An 18,780-nucleotide genomic window follows, 5' to 3' on the forward strand; every position below is an offset into this window, starting at 1 on the left:
GGCAGGGCCGGTAGAGGGGAACCAGCGGTGGGGATCGAGAGCGACCAGCTCGTCTACGACTATCTGAGCCGGGTCGGGGACCTGGCACAGCAGCAACAGCTGTCGTCCGGCGCCCGGATGAGGCTCGTCTCGACGCTGCGGACCGAGATCGACCGGCAGCGTGGGGCGCTCTCCGCGGACACCCCGGCGACGGTCCGGCGCATCATCGGAGGGCTCGGGGCGCCGGACGAATTGGTGGCGAAGGCCGCCGAGTCCGGGGACGGACGGGCGGCTTCGACGAACACGACGGCGGATGCCGCGGACACGGCGTACGCGGCGGACCCACCGGACGCGTCGCGTGCATCGCGTGCGCCGCGCACGCCCCGCGCGTTCCGTACGTTCCGCTCCGCGGGTCCGCCGCCGACGGCCGTATCCGCGAGTCCGTCACCCGCCGCCGAACCGCCGCGCGCGTCGCCCCTGTCACGACTGACACGCCCGTCCCCGGCACCTCACGCGCCCCGGACGGACGGGACGGATGGGGCGGCGAGCCGTGCGGACGGAGCGGACGGGACGGACGGGGTGGAGAGCGCGGACCGTGAGGACGGGCCCGGACGCGGCGGCACCTCAGGCCCCAGCGGCGGCATCCCGCGCCCCAGGCGAGGACCGCTCGGCATGGACGTGTTCCGCAAGGGCGTGCCGGACCCGTTCCGCAAGGGAGCGCCGAAGGCGCCGAAGGCGCCGAAGGACGACACTCCGGTGCCGGGCGGCGGCCCGTTGGCCTCCCCGCCGCACCTGGCCGGGATGGACGAGCTCGGTCCTTCCGGCAGCGAGGCCGACTGGTGGCGCGTCGAACCGGGACCGTTCGGCGGGGTCGGCGACAGCGTGCCCGGTTTCGTCGGGGGCGTGGAGATCCCGGAGATGTTCCGGCCGTGGTCCCCGGGGAGGCCGGACCGGGCGACCGACGACGGTGACGGCGACGACGACCGGGACGGGACCGGGGCCGACCGGGCCGCTCACGAGGTCGAGGACGAGACGGCGGAGTCGGCCGGGGCGGGCCGCACATCCTGGGCCAGAAGCCGTCTCCGGCTGCGCCGCCGCCGTACCGCTCCCGCCGCCGCGCCACGGGCCCGGATCTCCCACCCGCTGCTGCTGTTCGCCGCGGGCCTGCTGGTCGTCGGCGCGGTGATCGGTTCCTGGTTGGCCCTCGCGGGCGGCTGGCTGCTCGCGTACAGCTCCCGCAAGCTCTCCCGCGCCGAGGCCAAATGGGCGGCGATGGGTCTGCCCGGAGCCGTGGCCGCGGGCGGTCTGGTCTGGCTCTGGGGCCGTCTCGACGGCCGCTGGGGGACACCGGTCCCGGAGGACGGCACGGCGCAGGCGCTGTCCGACATGTGGCCGGTCCTGCTCCGCACGGCCGCGGTGGCCTCCGCGCTCTTCCTGATCTGGCGGGCGCGGAGGTCACGGGGATGAGCGGGGGCGTGTGCCGGACCGCCGGGTGCGGGCGTGTCACCGCGTGTCACCAGTGACACCGCGGCTCCGGGGTGCGGCCTGTTCGGGACCGCTCCGCGCGGAGGGATGCGCTCGGCCCCAGGCTCCGCGAGCGACCCACGCCCACCCTGTCGCCATGCCGGCCGTGACCATGCCAGCCACGACCATGCCGGCCACGACCATGCCGGCCGTCAGCCGTCAGCCGTCAGCCGTCACCATGCCGGTAGTCGGTCGCCGCCGTGACCATGCTTGCCGTCAGCCGTCAGCCGTCAGCCGTCAGCCGTCAGCCGTCAGCCGTCAGCCGTCAGCCGTCAGCCGTCAGCCGTCAGCCGTCAGCCGTCAGCCGTCAGCCGTCAGCCGTCACCACGCCGCCCATCAGCCGTCACTTCGTCAGATCGGCCCGCAACTCGTCCAGGATCTTGTCCGCCGCCGTGTACCCGATGCCCTGAATCCACAGCTGGTCGTCGACCGGGAAGACCTTGCCGTTCTTCACGGCGGTCATGTTCTTCCACAGCCCGCTGCCCGTGGTGGCCGTCTCCTTGGCCTTCGACGGGTCGCCGTACGTCGAGTGGAACACCACGTCCGCGTCCGCCAGGTCGATCTTCTCCGGGCTGACGTCGTACGAGAAGCCGTCCTTCGCCTTGTCCGTGATGGCGGGGCGGCCCAGGCCGATGTCGGCGAGGATCGTGCCGATGTAGTTCTTCCTGCCGTAGATGCGGATGTCCGCGCCCTCGACGAAGCGCACCATGTTCACCTCGGTGGCCGCCGCCTTCGCCTTGCCGCCCAGGGCCTCGGTGACCCGCGCGGTGTGCGCGGCGTACGCGTCGGTGACCTTCTTCGCCTCGGCCTTCCTGCCCAACGCGTCGGCGTGGACCTGGAAGTTCTCCTTCCAGGGGTAACCGGTGTTCTCCGTCATCACGGTCGGCGCGATCTTCTTCAGTTCGGCGTACTTGTCGCCGTGCCTGACCTTGCTGGTGAGGATCAGGTCGGGCTTGAGGGCGGCGATCGACTCCAGGTTCGGCGTCATCATCTCGCCGACGTCCTTGACGCCCGTGAGCCGGTCCTCGGGCAGGTAGCCGAGGAAGCCGCCCGCCGCGTCGGTGTGCGTGGCGCCGACCGGCTTCACACCGAGGGCCAGTACGGAGTCCAGCTCGGCGGTGTCGAGGACGACGACCCGCTTCGGCGCGTCGCTCACCGTCACATCGCCCATCGCGGTCCTCACGGTGTGCGTCGCGGCGGTGTCCTTGCCGGAGCCCGGTCCGCTGTCCGAGTCCGACGAACCACAGGCGGAGAGCGCCAGGGCGGTCGCCACGGCGAGCGAACCCGCGACGAGGGTACGGCGGCGCTTGCGCAGGAGTGCTGTCATGTCCGGGGTGCCTTTCCGGTAGGGGTGGGGGGCGCCCAGGGCGCCCCCGGGACGACGAGCGGGGAACCGGTCACCGGGTCCGGCACGACGACCGCCGACAGACCGAAGACCTCGCGTACGAGATCGGCGGTGACGACGTCCTCCGGCGGGCCCTCGGCGATGATCCGGCCCTCCTTCATGGCGACCAGGTGGTCGGCGTACCGGGCCGCCTGGTTGAGGTCGTGGAGCACGGTCACGACGGTCCGGCCACGGGAGCCGTCCGCCGCCGGGGAGGCCAGCTGACGCACCAGGTCCAGCACCTCCACCTGGTGGGCGACGTCGAGGTACGTGGTCGGCTCGTCGAGCAGCAGCAGATCCGTCTCCTGGGCGAGCGCCATCGCGATCCACACCCGCTGGCGCTGACCGCCCGACAGTTCGTCGACCGAACGGTCGGCGATGGCGGTGATGTCCGTACGTTCCATGGCGTCCGTCACCGCCCGCTCGTCCTCGTCCGACCACTGCTGCCACCAGTGCTGGTGCGGCTGGCGGCCCCGCGCGACCAGGTCACAGACGCTGATCGCCTCGGGCGCGACCGGGGTCTGCGGCAGCAGCCCGATCGACTGGGCGATCTTCTTCGTGGGAATCCTCGACAGCTCGGTGCCGTCCAGGAGGACGGCCCCGCCGCGCGGCTTCAGCAGCCGGCCCAGGGCACGCAGCGTGGTGGACTTCCCGCAGGCGTTCGGCCCGACGATGACCGTCACCCGGCCGTCCGGGACGGCCAGGTCCAGCTCATGGACCACCGTGCGGTCCTCGTAGGCGAGCGTGAGCCCGCGCACCGTGAGCCGGCTCGTCACGGCGGTCTGCGACGCGGACGTACGGGTCGGGGTCATGCGTTGCCTCCACTGCGGCCACCGTGACCGCGGATGATCAGCCAGATCAGATACGGGGCGCCGACCGCCGCCGTCAGCACACCCACCGGCAGCTCGGTGGGCGAGAAGAGCCTGCGGGCCAGCAGATCGGCGAGGACCACGATGAACGCGCCGAGCAGCGCCGAGCAGAACAGCGGGATCTGCGCGGTACGCGTCATCCGGCGGGCGATCTGCGGGGCGAGCAGCGCCACGAAGTCCACCGGCCCCGCCGTGCCCGTCGCCACGGAGGCCAGCACCACACCGAGGGCGACCAGCCCGAGGCGCACCCGGCCCAGCCGCACCCCGAGAGCCGTCGCCGTGTCGTCGTCCATCGACACCGTGCGCTGGGCGCGGGCCGCCCACAGCACGGCCGGTACGAGGACGAGCAGCGTCCAGCCGATGGGCGCCGCCTCGCTCCAGCCGCGGCCGTTGAGCGAACCCGTCATCCAGATCTGCGCCTGCTGGGCGACGAGGTAGTCGCCCTTCGTCAGGAACAGCGTGGTGACCGACCGCAGCGCGATGGCGAAGCCGATGCCGATCAGCACGAACCGGGTCGCGTGCAGACCGCCGCGCCACGCGAAGACGTACACCAGGGCGGCGGCCGCGATCCCGCCGACGACCGACAGGTACGGCAGCACTGTGTACGAGGTGACGCCGAACGTCATCGCGCCCACCGTCAGCGCGCTCGCCCCCTGGCTGATGCCGATGATGTCGGGGCTGGCCAGCGGATTGCGCGCCACGGTCTGGATCAGGGCGCCCGCGATCCCGAAGGCCGCCCCGACGAGCAGCCCGACCACCATGCGCGGCAGCCGCAGCGTCCCGACGACCAGCTCGTCCGGCGACGGCTGCCCGACGATCACCTTCACCACCTCGACCGGTGACACGAAGCTCTCGCCGACGCAGAGGTACGCGACGCAGACCGCCGCCAGCAGGACCACGAGCCCCGTCGCGGCCAGCGCCGCCCGCCGGTGCAGCAGGAACCGGCCGCGCCCGCCGACCCGTACGACGCTGTAACCGGTGGGCCGCACCGAGGGCCGCCGCACCGGGGACCGCGCGGACTGCGGTGACCGCGCCGGGGGCTCCATCGGCGACGGCGCCGGGGCAGGAACGCCGCTCATGCGGGCACCGCCTTCCGTCGTACGAGCGTGACCAGGAACGGCACCCCGATCAGGGCGGTCATCACACCCGCCGGCACCTCGCTCGGCGGGAACACGATCCGGCCGACCACGTCCGACACGAGCAGCATCACCGGCCCGATCAGGGCCGCCATCGGCAGCACCCAGCGGTGGTCGCCGCCCACGATCGCCCGCGCGATGTGCGGGACGGCGAGTCCGATGAACGCGATCGGTCCGGCCGCCGCGACCCCGGCGCCGGTCAGCACGGTCGCACCGATCCCGCCGACCACCCGGACGGTCGCCACCTTCTGCCCCAGCCCCTTCGCCATGTCCTCGCCCAGCGCCAGGGCGTCGAGCCCGCGCGCCACGGAGAGCACCAGCACCGTCCCGATCAGCAGGAACGGCCAGATCTGCCGGGCCACCTCGGCCTCCCGCCCGGCGATCGAGCCGACCTGCCAGAAACGGAACTCGTCCAGCGCCGACGCCTTGGTGGTCAGCACCGCCATGGTCACCGAAACCAGCAGCGCGTTGATCGCGGCGCCGCCCAGCGCGAGCTTCACCGGGGTCGCACCGCCCCGTCCCCGCGCCGCGATGGCGTACACGGCGACGGACGCGACGGCGGCCCCGGCGAACGCGAACCACACGTACCCGGTGAGGGTGTGGATTCCGGCGAACGCGATGGCCAGCACCACCCCCACCGACGCCCCCTGGCTGATGCCGAGGATGCCGGGGTCGGCGATGGGGTTACGGGTGATGCCCTGGAGCACCGTCCCGGCGAGCGCCAGCGCGGCACCGACCATCAGTCCGATGAGGGTGCGCGGCACCCGCATCTGCCGGATCACCTCGGCGGCGTCGGAGTGCCCACCGTGCAGCAGCGCGTCGAACACCGCGGACGGCGCGATGGACCGCGCCCCCACGGCGAGGCTGAGCAGGACGGCGAACAGCAGCGCCACGACGGCCGCCGCCGTCGCGAGAGCGCGTCTGGACAGGCGTGGTGGAGCGGCTGACATCGGAACCAATCGAGAACGAGCACGGACGTTACGGGCGGTCGGGCGGTAAGGGGCTGGGTGGTGCGGGCGCTGGGAGGAGGGGGCCGGCCCGGAGGCGCGGTGAGACGGCGGGGCGGCGAGGCGGCGGGGCGGCGGGACGGACAAGTCAAGTAAGGCTTGGCTAAGTGACTTGGCCAGTCTAAGACCGCCGCAGTGGAGCCGTTGGCCGGAGTCCCACGGCCTGATCCGGCCCTCCGTGATACGGGACGGTCCGGGGCACCCGCCCGAGCGGTGCCGGAGCGCAGGCCCGGCGGTGCCGGAGCCCGAGCCCGGCGGTGCCGGAGTCCCTGGCCGAGGTGGCCCCGGAGTCCCGCCGCGACTGCGGCGAAGTCCCTGGCCGAGGTGGCCCCGGAGTCCCGCCGCGACTGCGGCGAAGTCCCTGGCCGAGGTGGCTCCGGAGTCCCGCCGCGACCGTGGCGGAGTCCCTGGCCGCAGTGGCTTCCGGAGTCCTGCCGCGAACCGTGCCGGGACCCCGGCCGGAGTGACCCCCGGAGCCCCGCCGAGGCAGTGCCGAAGGCCCTGGCCGGAGTGGCCCCCGGTGCCCCGCCCCGACCGCGGAGTCCCTGGCCGGAACGGTCCCGGCGGCCCCGCCCCGACCGTGCCCGAGTGCCGCCGGGGCGGTGTCGGAGCGGTGCCGGACAATGGAGACCATGGCTTCCCACCAGCTGACGGTCGGCTTCGACCTCGACATGACACTCATCGACTCGCGCCCCGGTATCAAGGCCGCCTACGAGGCGCTCTCCGCCGAGACCGGGGCCTGGATAGACGCCGATCTGGCCATCAGCAGGCTGGGCCCGCCGCTGGAGATGGAGCTGGTCAACTGGTTCCCGGAGGACCGGATCGCCGCGACCGCCGCCCACTACCGCGCGATCTATCCCCTGCACGCGATCAAGCCGTCCCTGGCCCTGGCCGGTGCCAGGGAGTCCATGGAGGCGGTACGCCGGCTGGGCGGCCGGACGCTGGTCGTCACCGCCAAGTACGAGGCGAGCGCCAAGCTGCATCTGACCCATCTCGGCATCGAGCCGGACGAGATCATCGGCGGGCTGTGGGCGGAGGCCAAGGCGGAGGCGCTGCTGGCGCACGACGCGGGGATCTACGTCGGTGACCACACCGGGGACGTACGGGGAGCGCGTACCGCCGGGGCCCTGTCGGTGGCCGTCACCACGGGTCCGTGCGACGCGGACGAACTGCGGGCGGCGGGCGCGGACGTGGTCCTGCCGGACCTCATGGCGTTCCCGGACTGGCTGCGCACGCACCTGGCCGAGCGGCCGTGAGCCGTGCCAGTACCTGACGACCTCGCGCACGACGGCGTCGCCGCAGGTCAGCGGCTTGCGCCGGCGCGGCGCCCGAGCCGTTGACCCGCACGGACGCGGCGACGGCTCCTGTCGTGCACGAGGTCGTCAGGGCGGCGTGAACCCGTCCACGCGGGTACGCGTACGGGTGGTGGCGCCCCCGGCCGTCAGGTCCGTCCGGCGGCCCGCTTCGGCGACCCGGCCCACACCGAGCGCACCACGCCCCCGGCGGCGATCAGGAAGCCGACCCCCATCAGCATGCAGACCGCGTACGCGGCCGAGGGGAACGGGTCGGTGCCCAGGAACAGCGGTGCCACCGTGACCAGCGTGGCGACCGCGCCGACGAAGAAGACGATCGCGCCGATCCGGACCAGCCGGTCGCCGGGGCCCGTCGCGGACCGGGCGGGTGCGGTCCGCTGCCCGGACTCGTTGACTTTGGTTTCACGACTCACCCCGCCAGGGTAGTTCCCAGCGCGGGGAATCCTCCCGGCGCCGTCTTGTCACCAGCTTCTGGACCATTAGCCTTGGTGGCGGCGGGTCAAGGGACCCGCCGCACCGCTATTCGGAGCCGTTTCCCGGCTCTCCCGCGCACCGACGAGTACGAGGACGAGGACAGACGTGCCCACGGGTAAGGTCAAGTGGTTCAACTCGGAGAAGGGCTTCGGCTTTCTCTCTCGCGACGACGGCGCCGACGTGTTCGTGCACTCATCAGTGCTTCCGGCCGGGGTCGAAGCGCTCAAGCCCGGCCAGCGCGTCGAATTCGGGGTCGTGGCGGGCCAGCGGGGGGACCAGGCACTCTCGGTCACCATTCTCGATCCGACCCCGTCCGTCGCGGCGGCCCAGCGCCGCAAACCGGACGAACTCGCCTCCATCGTCCAGGACCTGACGACCCTGCTGGAGAACATCACCCCGATGCTGGAGCGCGGACGCTACCCCGACAAGGCGGCGGGCAAGAAGATCGGCGGGCTGCTGCGCGCGGTCGCCGACCAGCTCGACGTATGACCCGCAGGGCGCCCTGACCGGGTCCCGGCCGGGGCGCCCTCGCCCGCCGACCGAGCGGGTCCACCCGGACCTGTCGGCCGTACGGGCCGCCTGCCCCGCCGTTCGTGCCGGGCTGCCCTGACTCGTCGATCGTGCCCGGCTGCCCAGGCCCGTCGACCGTACGGCCGACCGCCCTGCCCTGATCCGTCGACCGTGCCGTCCTGCCCTGATCCGTCGACCGTGCCGGGCGCGCCGACCCCCCGGTGACGCCAGGGCGGGCCGGTCAGCCGTACGTCAGCGCGTCCGGGCCGAGGGGCGGGACCAGCCCCTCGGCCGCCGCACGGGTCAGCAGTCCCCGGATCGCCGCGTAGCCGTTCTCGCCGAGGTCGGCCGTGAACTCGTTGACGTACAGGCCGATGTGCTGGTCCGCGACGGCCGGGTCCATCTCCTGCGCGTGCTCCAGGACGTACGGGCGGGACGCCTCCGGGTCGTCCCAGGCCATCCGTACCGACGTGCTCACCGAATCGGCGAGCAGCCGCAGTGTCTCCCCGCCCAGCGACCGCTTGGCGATGATCGCGCCCAGCGGGATCGGCAGCCCGGTCGTCGACTCCCAGTGCTCGCCCATGTCGGCGAGGCTGTGCAGCCCGTAGTCCCGGTACGTGAACCGGGCCTCGTGGATGACGAGCCCGGCGTCCACCCGGCCGTCGCGCACGGCGGGCATGATCTCGTCGAACGGCAGCACGACGATCTCGCCGACCCCGCCCGGGACGGCCTCCGCCGCCCACAGCCGGAACAGCAGATACGCGGTGGAGCGCTCGCTCGGCACGGCGACGGTCCTCCCCGTCAGGTCCGTCCCCGGCTCCCTGGTCAGGACGAGCGGGCCGCAGCCCCGGCCCAGCGCCCCGCCGCACGGCAGCAGCGCGTACTCGTCGAGGACCCAGGGCAGCACGGCGTACGAGACCTTCAGGACGTCGAGTTCACCGCGCTCGGCCATGCCGTTGGTGACGTCGATGTCCGCGAAGAGGACATCGAGTTCGGGTGCGCCGGGGACCCGTCCGTGCGCCCACGCGTCGAAGACGAAGGTGTCGTTCGGGCACGGCGAGAACGCTATCCGCAGCGGGTGGTCAGTCGCGGTCATCAGTGATCCAGCCTTCCAGTACGGGGGTGAGCCTCCCGAACGCGTCGGTGAGCGCGGTGAGCGCGTCGCCGATGCGCCAGGCCGCCCGGTCGCGCGGCCCCACGGTGTTCGAGACGGCCCGGATCTCCAGCACCGGCACGCCGCCGAGCCGGGCGGCGGCCTCGGCGACGCCGAAGCCCTCCATGGCCTCGGCGACCGCCCCGGGGTGCGCGGTCAGCAGGGCGGTGGTGCGGGCGGCGCTGCCGGTGACGGTGGAGACGGTGAGCACGGGGCCGGTCGTGGCCCCGGTGGCGGCGGCCACGGCCCGGACGAGGTCCGGGGGCGGCGGGAACCGGTCGCGGCCGAAGCCGAGGCCGGTGACGGGCACGAAACCGTCGGGGGTCTCCGCGCCCAGATCGGCGGCGACGATGTCGCTCGCCACGACGAGGGTGCCGAGGGGGGCGGCGGGCGCGAAGCCGCCACCGATGCCGGCCGAGACGACCAGGCGGTACGGGGCCGACGCGGCGTCCGGCGTCCCGGGCGCCGCCGCCGACGCGAGCCCGAAGGCGGTCGCGGCGGCCGCGGCGGCCGGTCCCGCACCGGCCGCGAGGACGTCGAAGGGGCCGGCCCGGTGCAGCTCCGCGCCGGGCACGGCGCGTATCGCGCAGGCGCCCCCGAACGCGCGTGTGACCGCGTCCCGTTCGGCCGGGACAGCGGTCACGACGAGCACACGCACGGATCGGTCCTCCGGGGCCGGACGACCGGCGGTCAGGACTTCGGGCGGCCGGTGGGCCGGGGTTCCGGGGAACCGGGCTTCGGGAGACCGGGGTCCGGGGGACCGGGAGGTCAGGAGGCCTTCTCGAAGTTGAAGTGCCAGACGCCGGCGAACTTGCCGTTCTTGGTCTCGACGACGCTGACCCGGGTCTTCTTCGAGGGCTGACCGCTCTGGCTGGAGAAGAAGGCGCTGCCCGAGATGGTCCGGTAGGTCTTCTTGTACGGCTCCTGCTCGGCCTGCTGGCCGTCGATGAAGAGCATCCAGCCGTTGTCCGCGATCTCGGGGTCGACACCGAAGTGGACCCTTTCCTCCATCCCGAGCTTGATGGTCTTGCCCTCCTTCTTGGCGAGGCAGCTCTGCGCATCGCTGTCGGAGAGGACTTTGCCGTCGTTGTAGCAGGCGGCCTCGGAGTGCACGGAGTCGCCGCCGACCGTCACGGTCGCGATGGGCGTCGGCTTGTCGCAGGCGGAGAGGACGAGGAGTCCCGCGGACACGGCACCGAGAGCGACGCCGATTCGACGGCCCTTACCGGAGAAGAACGCAACGGTCATGGGCCGAAGGTTATCGGTCGTCCCGTCTCACGCCACGCGGGGGTGGTGCGAGCCGCGCCGGGCGATGCTCAGGAGACCTCGTACGGACGTCACCGCGCCCAGCACGAGCAGCCCGGCGGCGACCGACATGCCCAGTACGCCGTTGAGGGGAAGCGCGATGCCGATGGCGCCGCCCACCACCCACGCCATCTGGAGCGCGGTCTCCGACCGGGCGAACGCCGAGGTCCGTACCTCCTCCGGCACGTCCCGCTGGATCACGGCGTCCAGCGACAGCTTGGACAGGGCCTGGGTGAAGCCCGCGACCGCGCCCAGCACGGCGACCAGGACGGTGTTGAAGAACAGGGCCGCGAGCACGGCGGAGACCAGGGCGAGCCCCAGCACGGCCGCCATGATCATCTCCGGGCCCCGGGCCCGCAGCCAGGAACCCACCGCCGTGCCGACCGCGTTGCCCGCCCCGGCCGCGACGCCGACGATGCCCAGGGAGACGGCGGCGCTCTGCCCGGCGAGCGGGTGCTCGCGCAGCAGGAACGCCAGGAAGAAGATCAGGAACCCGGAGAGCGCGCGGTGCGCTGCGTTCGCCTGGAGTCCGTGCAGCACCGAGGGGCCGACGGACCGCAGCCCGAGGGGCTTCGGCCGCATCCTGCGGGAGCGGACCCGGCCGCTCCCCGTGTCGGATTCCGCCGCGCGGGCTTGTTCGCCCGGTGGCGTGCTTCCGCCGTGCGGCAGCGCCAGCTTGGCCCGGCGCTCGCCCTTCGCCGAGTCCACCTTGGGCGGCAGGGTGAAGGCGAGGACGGTACCGCCGAGGAAGATCGCGCAGGCGCCGTACAGCGGCCAGGCGGAGCCGAAGGACTGGAGCCCGGCCCCGATCGGGGCCGCGACACCGGTCGCCAGCAGTCCGGCCAGGGTGACCCGGGAGTTGGCCTTCACCAGGGAGAACCGTGGTGGCAGCAGGCGTGGCACGACCGCGCTGCGGATGACCCCGTACGCCTTCGACGAGACCAGCACGCCCAGCGCCGCCGGATACAGCTCCAGACCGCCGGTCGCGACCGCGCCCGACATGGTGAGGGCGAGCAGCGCGCGGGCCAGCATGGCGCCCGCCATCGCGGCCCGCCGGCCGTGCGGCAACCGGTCCAGGAGCGGGCCGATGACCGGTGCGAGCAGGGTGAAGGGGGCCATCGTGATGGCGAGGTAGAGGGCAACCCGGCCCCGGGCCTCGTCGGTCGGTACGGAGAAGAACACCGTCGAGGCGAGCGCGACCGTGATCATCACGTCGCCCGCGCCGTTCACGGCGTGCAGCTCGATCAGCTTCCCGAGCCCGGACTCCCCGGCACCGTGCGCGTGCGTCGCCCGCCGGATGCCCCTCGCGGTGCCCGTGAACGGACGGCGCAGGGCATGACCCGTCGACCGTCCCGCCCTGCGGAGCGGGCCCGGCCGATCGGACGACCTGGTGATGGCCACCTCGTCATAGTGCCCCAACACCTGCCGAAGCGAACGCACTCGGGCGCATGGCGTGGCACACGGCGGCTGCCGGGGCGGTGAGCGAGCTGCGCGCATGGAGCGCACGTCGGGTGCGCGTGGGGCTGAGGGGGACGGTGGTGCGGGCCTCGCCACGCGGTCGGGGCGGTCCGGCTGGGTGGCTCGCTCCGGCGGCTCGGGTCGGGTAACTCGGACGGGGTGGCCCGGGTCGGCGGCTCGGGCGGGATGGCTCGGGTGGGGTGGCTCGCCCCGGTGGTTCGGGCCGGGTGGCTCGGACGGGGCGGGCGACGCCGTCGGCACGGCGCCGGGGTGGTGGCGATCCCGGTGTCCGTGCCGGTCCCCGGTGACCGTGGCGGGAATGTGTAGTGCCAAGGCGGGCGCGTCCGGGATACGGCGAGGACACGACCTGGTCACGGCGAGGACACGGACCGGACACGGCCCGGCGCCGAAGCGGCTCGGCGCGTCTTCGTCCCCGGGGCGGCGGTATCCGTCCCGGCCCGGTTCGTACCTGCTCGGGCCCGGTCCCCGGGCGGTCCCGGACCGGTTCGCGGCCCGTTCGCGCGGCCACGTTCCGGACGGGCAGGTGGGCGGGGAGCGGCGGAGAGGGTAGCGTGCCTAACGCGCCACCGACGGTTGTTCTTGGCCGCGCGACTCTCAGCGACCCCGCAGAATGGGTGGCAGAAGGCGTGCCCGAGACAGACACAACGGGTGTGGACGTCGAAGCGGCCCCCAGGTCCGCTCCGCTCGCATCCGTCGTGGCCGCGAATGGATGAGCTCTGGCGCGCTCGTGAGACGGCGTATGGAGAGAAGCGAGACCTGTGAGTGCTGCTACGACGCGAAGCCGTACTGCGCGTACCCCTGCCCCCGACCGCCTGTGCGCCGAAGCGGTAGACCTCGCCCGAGCGGCGGCCGAGGAGGCCGCCGCGCCCGGAGTGGTCGGCGACCATGTGTCCCTGGTCTCCGAGGGGGACCGGGTCGTCACCCACTACTTCGAGTGCGAGGACCCCGGCTACCGGGGCTGGCGCTGGGCGGTGACGGTCGCCAGGGCCTCCCGCGCCAAGCTCGTCACGCTGGACGAGACGGTTCTGCTGCCCGGCCCCGACGCGATGCTGGCCCCCGAGTGGGTGCCGTGGAGCGAGCGGCTGCGCCCGGGTGACATGGGCCCCGGCGATCTGCTGCCCACCGAGGCCGAGGACCTGCGGCTGGAGCCCGGATACACGGGCGGCGACGAGCCGCCGCCGAACTCCGTCGTCCCCAAGGTGTCCGGCGAACTGGCCGACCTGGTCGAGGCGGAGGACGCGGAGCTGACCCTCCGCCCCGGGCCGGGCGCCGAACCCGACGCGACGAAGCGCGGCTCGATCGCGGCGGTCGCGGACGAGCTGGGCGTACGCCGGGCACGGGTGCTGTCCCGGTACGGGCTCCACACGGCGGCCGACCGCTGGGACGAGGCGTTCGGCGCCAAGACCCCGATGGCCCAGGCGGCGCCCGCCCCCTGTGTCTCCTGCGGGTTCCTGGTGCCGATGGCGGGCTCGCTGCGGCAGGCGTTCGGGGTGTGCGCGAACGAGTTCAGCCCGGCGGACGGGCACGTGGTCTCGCTGGCGTACGGCTGCGGCGGCCACTCCGAGGCCGCGGTGATGCCGACGCCCCCGAGGCCGGCCCCGCACGCCCTGGACACCCTGCGGGTGGACGAGTATCCGCTGCGCCCGGCCCGTGACAGCGGATCGGTGCCGTCGGACCCGGACAGCCCCGCGGACGACCTGGGTCACTCCTGATCCGGATCGGGCCCGACAGCCCTGCGGACGGCCGGGTCACTTCCGACCCGGCCGGACCGGCGGGGCGGGCCTGACGGTCCTGCGGACCGTACGGGGCCCGAGGTCCCGGGCCCCGGGGCACTCCTGACCCGGCCGTCCTGAAAGCCCCAAGCCTGACGGTCCGGCGGGCTGTACGGGGCCCGAGGTCCCGGGTCCCGGAGCACTCCTGACACGGCCGTCCCGGAAGCCCCAAGCCTGACGGTCCGGCGGGCTGTACGGAGCCTGAGGTCCCGGGCCCCGGAGCACTCCTGACACGGCCGTCCCGGAAGCCCCAAGCCTGACGGTCCGGCGGGCTGTACGGGGCCCGGGGTCCCGGGTCCTGGAGCACTCCTGCACCCTTCCGGCCGTCCTCCTGGAAGCCCCATCGGGCGGTCGTCGCGCGGTGAAGCCCTCGTGCCTCGTCGCGCGGCGGATCTCGGCGCGTGGGCGGTGCACGGCGGCCCGGAGCGCGGCGGCTCGTCGTGCGGCCGCTCGGTGCGCGCGGGCGGACCGGTATGTGGTGATCGCTCCGCGCGCCACGGGCCCGTATTCGGACCCGCTCGGTGCCGCGTGCCCGTACCGGACCCGCTCGGTGCCGCCTGCCCGTACCCGCCCTGGCTCCCCGCACCCGCCCCGCTCACCCCCGTCCCCGTCTCCCGTGCCCGCGCCTAGGGGCCGCCACCTGCCACTCCCGCCCTGCCTGCCCTGCCTGCTCCTCCCGCACCTCCCGTACCCGCCTCTCCCGGCGCCCGCGACCCCGTCCCGGGCCCGTGCGGAGCGGACCGTGCGACCGGGTCCCGCCGCGCGCGGTACGTTCGGGCGCACACTTGGCGGCACGGGTACCGCCCGCGCGGCACGCGGACGGGGCCCGCGCACGGCAAGCCGCACCGGAACAGAGGGAGTCGAAGCGTGAGCATGAATGCGACCGAGGGGGCCGATCCGTTCGGGACGGCACGGCTGCGGCGCGGGGTGCTCGACGCCTGGGGCGCCGGTCCCGCACGGTTCCGTGAGGACGCCAACGCGGAGGAGGACCTCGCGCTCGGCGGCTACCGGGACCGGCTCGTCGTCGAGCTGGCCCAGAACGCCGCCGACGCGGCGGCCCGTGCCGGGGTCCCCGGCCGGCTCCGCCTCACCCTGCACCCGGCGAACGGGCCCGACGACCGGGCCGTACTCGCCGCCGCCAACACCGGCGCCCCGCTGGACGCCACGGGCGTCGAATCACTCAGCACGCTGCGCGCCTCCGCCAAACGCGAGGGCCACGAGACGGCCGTCGGCCGCTTCGGCGTCGGCTTCGCCGCCGTCCTCGCCGTCAGCGACGAACCCGCCGTCATCGGCCGGCACGGCGGCGTCCGCTGGTCGCTCGCCGAGGCCCGCGACCTCGCCCGGGGAGCGGCCACCGGCAGCCCCGGACTCGGCGACGAACTCCGCCGCCGCGACGGCCACGTACCCCTGCTGCGCCTCCCGCTGCCCGCCGAGGGCACCGCACCCGACGGATACGACACCGTCGTCGTCCTCCCGCTGCGCGACGGCGGCGCCGAGGACCTGGTCGAGCGGCTGCTCGGCGCGGTCGACGACGCCCTCCTGCTCACCCTCCCGGGACTGGACGAGGTCGTACTGGAAACCCCCGAAGGGGTACGGACGCTGCGCCGTTCGGAGCACGGCCCGTACATCCACGTCGACGACTCCGCGCACGGTACGAACCGCTGGCGCACCGTCACCCGCCACGGCGCCGTCGAACCCGCGCTGCTCGCCGACCGGCCCGTCGAGGAACGGCTGCGCCCGCACTGGTCGGTGACCTGGGCCGTGCCGGTCGCCGAGGACGGCGCCCCGCGCCACCCCCGTACCGCACCCGTCGTGCACGCCCCGACGCCCACCGACGAACCCCTCGGCGTACCCGCGCTGCTCATCGCGTCGCTGCCGCTCGACACCAGCCGGCGCCACCCCGCGCCCGGACCGCTGACCGACTTCCTGGTGGCGCGCGCCGCCGACGCGTACGCCGAACTGCTCGCCGCGTGGCAGCCGGTGACCGTCGCCACCATCGACCTCGTGCCCGGACCGCTCGGCAAGGGCGTGCTGGACGGGGCACTGCGGGCGGCGATCCTGGAACGGCTGCCGCGCGTCGCGTTCCTGGAGCCCGCCGCACCCCGCGATCCGGCCGCCGAACCCGAGCGCTGGGACGACTGGGAGCCGGGCGCGCCCCGGGAGACCCCCACCGCCCTGCGGCCCGTCGAGGCCGAGGTCGTCGAGGGCGTCGGCGCCGAGACCGTACGGGTGCTCGCCGAGGTCCTGCCCTGTCTGCTGCCCGCCGGGCTCGAACGCCGCGCCGAGCTGCGCACCCTCGGCATCGCCCGGGTGCCGCTGACCGAGGCGATCGACCGGCTCGCCGGGCTGGAACGACAGCCGGACTGGTGGCGGCGGCTGTACGACAGCCTCGCGGGCGTCGACCCCGACCGGCTCTCCGGACTGCCGGTGCCGCTCGCCGGGGGCTCCGGTACGGCCTCCGGCGAGCGGGCCGAGGTGTCCGCCGATGACGAGGGTCCCGGGGACGAGGGTCCCGGAAGTCGTGGGGCGGCGGTCCCGCGCACCGCGATCGGCCCGCGCCAGGTGCTGCTGCCGCTGCCCGACGGGCTGACCGGACCGGTCCTCGAACGCCTCGCCAGGCTCGGCCTGAAGGTCGCCCACCCGGACGCGGCCCATCCGCTGCTGGAGAAGCTGGGCGCGCTGCCCGCCACCCCGCGGGCCGTGCTGACGACCCCGCAGGTGCGGGCGGCCGTCGCCGGATCGATGGACGCGGGCGAGATCTGGGACGAGGACGCGCTGGACGCCGACGAACTCGCCGACACCGTCCTGACGCTCGTCAGGGACGCCCGGATCGAGGCCGGTGACGAACCCTGGCTCGGCGCGCTCGCCCTCCCCGACGAGGACGGCGAACCCGCACCGGCCGGCGAACTCGTGCTCCCCGGAAGCCCGTTCGCCCGGATCATGCGCGAGGGCGAACTCGCCTTCTGTGACGAGGAGCTGGCCGAACGCTGGGGCGAACAGCCGCTCACCGCCTGCGGTGTGCTGGCCGACTTCGCGCTCGTGCGGACCACCGACGTGGTCCTCGACCCCGACGAACTGGAGCCCAGGGACGGCGACTTCGCCGAACCCGACGACGCCGGCCTGCTCGACGCCGTCGACGTGTGGTGCGAGGACGTGCTCGACCAGCTGCCCGACACCCCGGTACCGCCGGTCGTGACCGAACTGATCGCCGTACGCGACCTGGACCTCGTCGACGACGACGCCTGGCCGCAGGCGCTCGCCATGCTCGCCCGGCCGCCGCTGCGGGACGCGCTCACCCAGCCGGTACGGGTGCTGCTGCCGGACGGCACGACCCGGTCCGTGCGCCCGTACACCGCCTGGTGGCTGCGCGACCACCCGGTGCTCGACGGCCGCCGCCCGGCGGGACTGCGCGCTGCGGGCGGTGACCCGAGGCTGACCGGGCTCTACGACGCCGCCGACGCCACCGGATTCGACGACGGACAGGTGCTGCGCGCCCTCGGCGTACGGACCTCGGTCGCAGCCCTGCTCGACGAACCGGGTGGCGCGGCCGAATTGCTGGGGCGGCTGGCGGACCCGGACCGCCCGGTCGGAGCCGTACAACTGCACTCGCTGTACACGGCGCTGGCCGAGCTGGACCCCGAACAGGTCACGCTGCCCGACGAGTTGCGGGCGGTGGTCGACGGTGAGGTGCGGGTCGTCGACGCGCGGGACGCGCTGATCGCGGACGCGCCCGATCTGCTGCCGCTGACGGGCGGGCTCCCGCTGCTGCCGGTGGCCCCGGCCCGCGCGGCCGAACTGGCCGAGCTGTTCCAGGTGCGGCGGCTCGGCGAGACCGTCGAGGCGGAGGTCTCGACGGAGGGCGAGGAGCACAGGGTGCCGGAAGCGGTACGGCTGCTGCTCGGCGCGGGCACTCCGGACACCTATCTGGAGCATGGCGAACTGCGCGCGGGCGGAGTGGAGTTGGACTGGCGCCGCACGCCGGACGGGACGGTGCACGCCTCGACCGTGGAGGGAGTCGCGGCGGGGCTGGCCTGGGCGGCCGGGCAGTGGCCGCGCCGCTTCGAGGTGGCGGCGCTGCTGGAGGACCCGTCCCGGACGGAGGAACTGGCGCGGGACCGCTGGTTCGACTGAACGCGGGCCGGTGGGACGCGCGGCGTCGGGGGAGCGGACCGGGAGGAGGCCGGGGAGCGGGTCGAGCCGCGTTCTCCGGCCCCGGTCCGCCTGTCTGTCCGGCGGGGGCGCCTCGGGCGCCGGCGCCGGGAATGCGGATGAGTCATGAGATCCGCGAGGAAACGCCCATTCCTGTGCAACCTTTTCCGGGCCGCCGTGGTCTCGTCGGTCGAGTCAGCGGACTCGTTGACCACGACGGGCCTTCCGGGGCGAACTCCACATCGCTCAGGGGCCGTTCTCCCATTGAGGACACACATGAATATCCGTACCACTGTCGCCGTCGCGTCAGGCGCCCTCGCCCTGTCCGTGCTGGCCGTGCCGAACGCGCAGGCGCTCCAGCCGTCGCCGTCCGACGCCACCCCGACCGGTTTTGCCGCCGACCACGGTCGCTCCCTGTCCGCTCCGCCCGCTGACGGGGCCACCGACACCGTCATCAGGATCATCCTGCCCGACCTCGCTCCCGGGAGCGAGGTCCTCCGGAAGGTGAACATATGCCGACCGGACGGGAGCATCACGCGGTTCGTCGTCAACCAGTCCGGTGACAACAACGACAGCATGTACCGCTTCAGGGTCCGGGCCGGCCACGGGAAGGCGGAGGATGTCCGGAAGCCGGGCACATCCCCGATCTCCGCGTGCATCTTCCCACCGGCCCGTACCGGCATCCCGGGTGATGCCTCCGCCGGCCTGAAGTAGGCCCCCGCAGCA

Annotated in this window: 15 protein-coding genes; 6 read left to right on the forward strand and 9 right to left on the reverse strand. The window is 74.0% G+C overall.

All coding sequences use genetic code 11. The features are described 5' to 3' along the window. The first annotated feature begins 27 nt into the window (after window positions 1-27). Window positions 28-1,446: a hypothetical protein gene (locus PZB75_RS18700; protein ID WP_275536455.1), complete on the forward strand. Its 1,419-nt coding sequence runs from the start codon at window positions 28-30 to the stop codon at window positions 1,444-1,446. 400 nt (window positions 1,447-1,846) lie between these two features. Here PZB75_RS18700 and PZB75_RS18705 read toward each other — a convergent pair whose 3' ends face one another. The 4 genes from PZB75_RS18705 to PZB75_RS18720 are packed head-to-tail and all read right to left on the reverse strand — an operon-like array spanning window position 1,847 to window position 5,842. Further along, window positions 1,847-2,830 (reverse strand): iron-siderophore ABC transporter substrate-binding protein, encoded by a 984-nt coding sequence (locus tag PZB75_RS18705; protein WP_275536456.1) that lies wholly within the window; start codon window positions 2,828-2,830, stop codon window positions 1,847-1,849. After that, window positions 2,827-3,699, reverse strand: a complete 873-nt coding sequence (locus tag PZB75_RS18710; protein WP_275536457.1) for an ABC transporter ATP-binding protein — start codon at window positions 3,697-3,699, stop codon at window positions 2,827-2,829. Before PZB75_RS18710 ends, PZB75_RS18705 begins: the two co-directional genes overlap by 4 nt. Further along, window positions 3,696-4,802 carry an iron chelate uptake ABC transporter family permease subunit gene (locus tag PZB75_RS18715; RefSeq protein ID WP_275538758.1) on the reverse strand — a complete coding sequence of 369 codons (1,107 nt, stop codon included), beginning with the start codon at window positions 4,800-4,802 and terminating at the stop codon, window positions 3,696-3,698. The genes PZB75_RS18710 and PZB75_RS18715 overlap by 4 nt, the downstream gene beginning before the upstream one ends. Window positions 4,803-4,831: 29 nt before the next feature. After that, window positions 4,832-5,842, reverse strand: coding sequence for an iron ABC transporter permease (locus tag PZB75_RS18720; RefSeq protein WP_275536458.1), 1,011 nt, complete (start codon window positions 5,840-5,842; stop codon window positions 4,832-4,834). Between the two features lie 689 nt (window positions 5,843-6,531). Here PZB75_RS18720 and PZB75_RS18725 point away from each other — a divergent pair. Continuing rightward, window positions 6,532-7,155 carry an HAD hydrolase-like protein gene (locus PZB75_RS18725; RefSeq protein WP_275536459.1) on the forward strand — a complete coding sequence of 208 codons (624 nt, stop codon included), beginning with the start codon at window positions 6,532-6,534 and terminating at the stop codon, window positions 7,153-7,155. 185 nt (window positions 7,156-7,340) lie between these two features. Here PZB75_RS18725 and PZB75_RS18730 read toward each other — a convergent pair whose 3' ends face one another. Next, window positions 7,341-7,625: a hypothetical protein gene (locus PZB75_RS18730; RefSeq protein WP_275536460.1), complete on the reverse strand. Its 285-nt coding sequence runs from the start codon at window positions 7,623-7,625 to the stop codon at window positions 7,341-7,343. Window positions 7,626-7,791: 166 nt separating this feature from the next. Between PZB75_RS18730 and PZB75_RS18735 the strand changes: the two genes are divergently transcribed. Beyond that, a complete protein-coding gene (locus PZB75_RS18735; protein ID WP_275536461.1) occupies window positions 7,792-8,175 on the forward strand; it encodes a cold-shock protein in 384 nt (127 codons plus the stop codon). A 262-nt stretch (window positions 8,176-8,437) separates the two neighbouring features. Here the strand turns inward: PZB75_RS18735 and PZB75_RS18740 are convergent, their stop codons facing one another. The 4 genes from PZB75_RS18740 to PZB75_RS18755 form a co-directional block, all read right to left on the reverse strand. Beyond that, a complete protein-coding gene (locus tag PZB75_RS18740) occupies window positions 8,438-9,292 on the reverse strand; it encodes a 1,4-dihydroxy-6-naphthoate synthase (RefSeq protein ID WP_275536462.1) in 855 nt (284 codons plus the stop codon). Continuing rightward, a complete protein-coding gene (locus PZB75_RS18745; protein WP_275536463.1) occupies window positions 9,279-10,007 on the reverse strand; it encodes a futalosine hydrolase in 729 nt (242 codons plus the stop codon). Before PZB75_RS18745 ends, PZB75_RS18740 begins: the two co-directional genes overlap by 14 nt. Before the next feature lie 110 nt (window positions 10,008-10,117). After that, on the reverse strand, window positions 10,118-10,597 hold the full coding sequence (locus tag PZB75_RS18750) for a DUF2771 domain-containing protein (protein ID WP_275536464.1): 480 nt from the start codon (window positions 10,595-10,597) through the stop codon (window positions 10,118-10,120). Window positions 10,598-10,624: 27 nt separating this feature from the next. Beyond that, on the reverse strand, window positions 10,625-12,055 hold the full coding sequence (locus PZB75_RS18755; RefSeq protein ID WP_275536465.1) for an MFS transporter: 1,431 nt from the start codon (window positions 12,053-12,055) through the stop codon (window positions 10,625-10,627). 836 nt (window positions 12,056-12,891) lie between these two features. On the opposite strand from PZB75_RS18755, the gene PZB75_RS18760 reads away from it, so the two are divergent. The 3 genes from PZB75_RS18760 (at window position 12,892) to PZB75_RS18770 (ending at window position 18,768) form a co-directional block, all read left to right on the forward strand. After that, on the forward strand, window positions 12,892-13,845 hold the full coding sequence (locus PZB75_RS18760; RefSeq protein WP_275536466.1) for a DUF3027 domain-containing protein: 954 nt from the start codon (window positions 12,892-12,894) through the stop codon (window positions 13,843-13,845). A gap of 933 nt (window positions 13,846-14,778) precedes the next feature. After that, entirely contained in the window at window positions 14,779-18,036 is a 3,258-nt protein-coding gene (locus PZB75_RS18765) for a molecular chaperone Hsp90 (RefSeq protein WP_275538759.1), read from the forward strand. Window positions 18,037-18,330: 294 nt separating this feature from the next. Further along, on the forward strand, window positions 18,331-18,768 hold the full coding sequence (locus tag PZB75_RS18770) for a hypothetical protein (RefSeq protein ID WP_275536467.1): 438 nt from the start codon (window positions 18,331-18,333) through the stop codon (window positions 18,766-18,768). Window positions 18,769-18,780 lie beyond the last annotated feature (12 nt).

It is taken from the genome of Streptomyces sp. AM 4-1-1 (genome assembly GCF_029167625.1).
GTDB lineage: Bacteria > Actinomycetota > Actinomycetes > Streptomycetales > Streptomycetaceae > Streptomyces.

Bases quoted from the DNA above. Each gene is read 5' to 3' on its own strand.
- PZB75_RS18705 (WP_275536456.1), bottom strand. From the start codon at position 2,830: ATGACAGCACTCCTGCGCAAGCGCCGCCGTACCCTCGTCGCGGGTTCG.
- PZB75_RS18710 (WP_275536457.1), bottom strand. From the start codon at position 3,699: ATGACCCCGACCCGTACGTCCGCGTCGCAGACCGCCGTGACGAGCCGG.
- PZB75_RS18715 (WP_275538758.1), bottom strand. From the start codon at position 4,802: ATGGAGCCCCCGGCGCGGTCACCGCAGTCCGCGCGGTCCCCGGTGCGG.
- PZB75_RS18720 (WP_275536458.1), bottom strand. From the start codon at position 5,842: ATGTCAGCCGCTCCACCACGCCTGTCCAGACGCGCTCTCGCGACGGCG.
- PZB75_RS18725 (WP_275536459.1), top strand. From the start codon at position 6,532: ATGGCTTCCCACCAGCTGACGGTCGGCTTCGACCTCGACATGACACTC.
- PZB75_RS18740 (WP_275536462.1), bottom strand. From the start codon at position 9,292: ATGACCGCGACTGACCACCCGCTGCGGATAGCGTTCTCGCCGTGCCCG.
- PZB75_RS18750 (WP_275536464.1), bottom strand. From the start codon at position 10,597: ATGACCGTTGCGTTCTTCTCCGGTAAGGGCCGTCGAATCGGCGTCGCT.
- PZB75_RS18765 (WP_275538759.1), top strand. From the start codon at position 14,779: ATGAATGCGACCGAGGGGGCCGATCCGTTCGGGACGGCACGGCTGCGG.
- PZB75_RS18770 (WP_275536467.1), top strand. From the start codon at position 18,331: ATGAATATCCGTACCACTGTCGCCGTCGCGTCAGGCGCCCTCGCCCTG.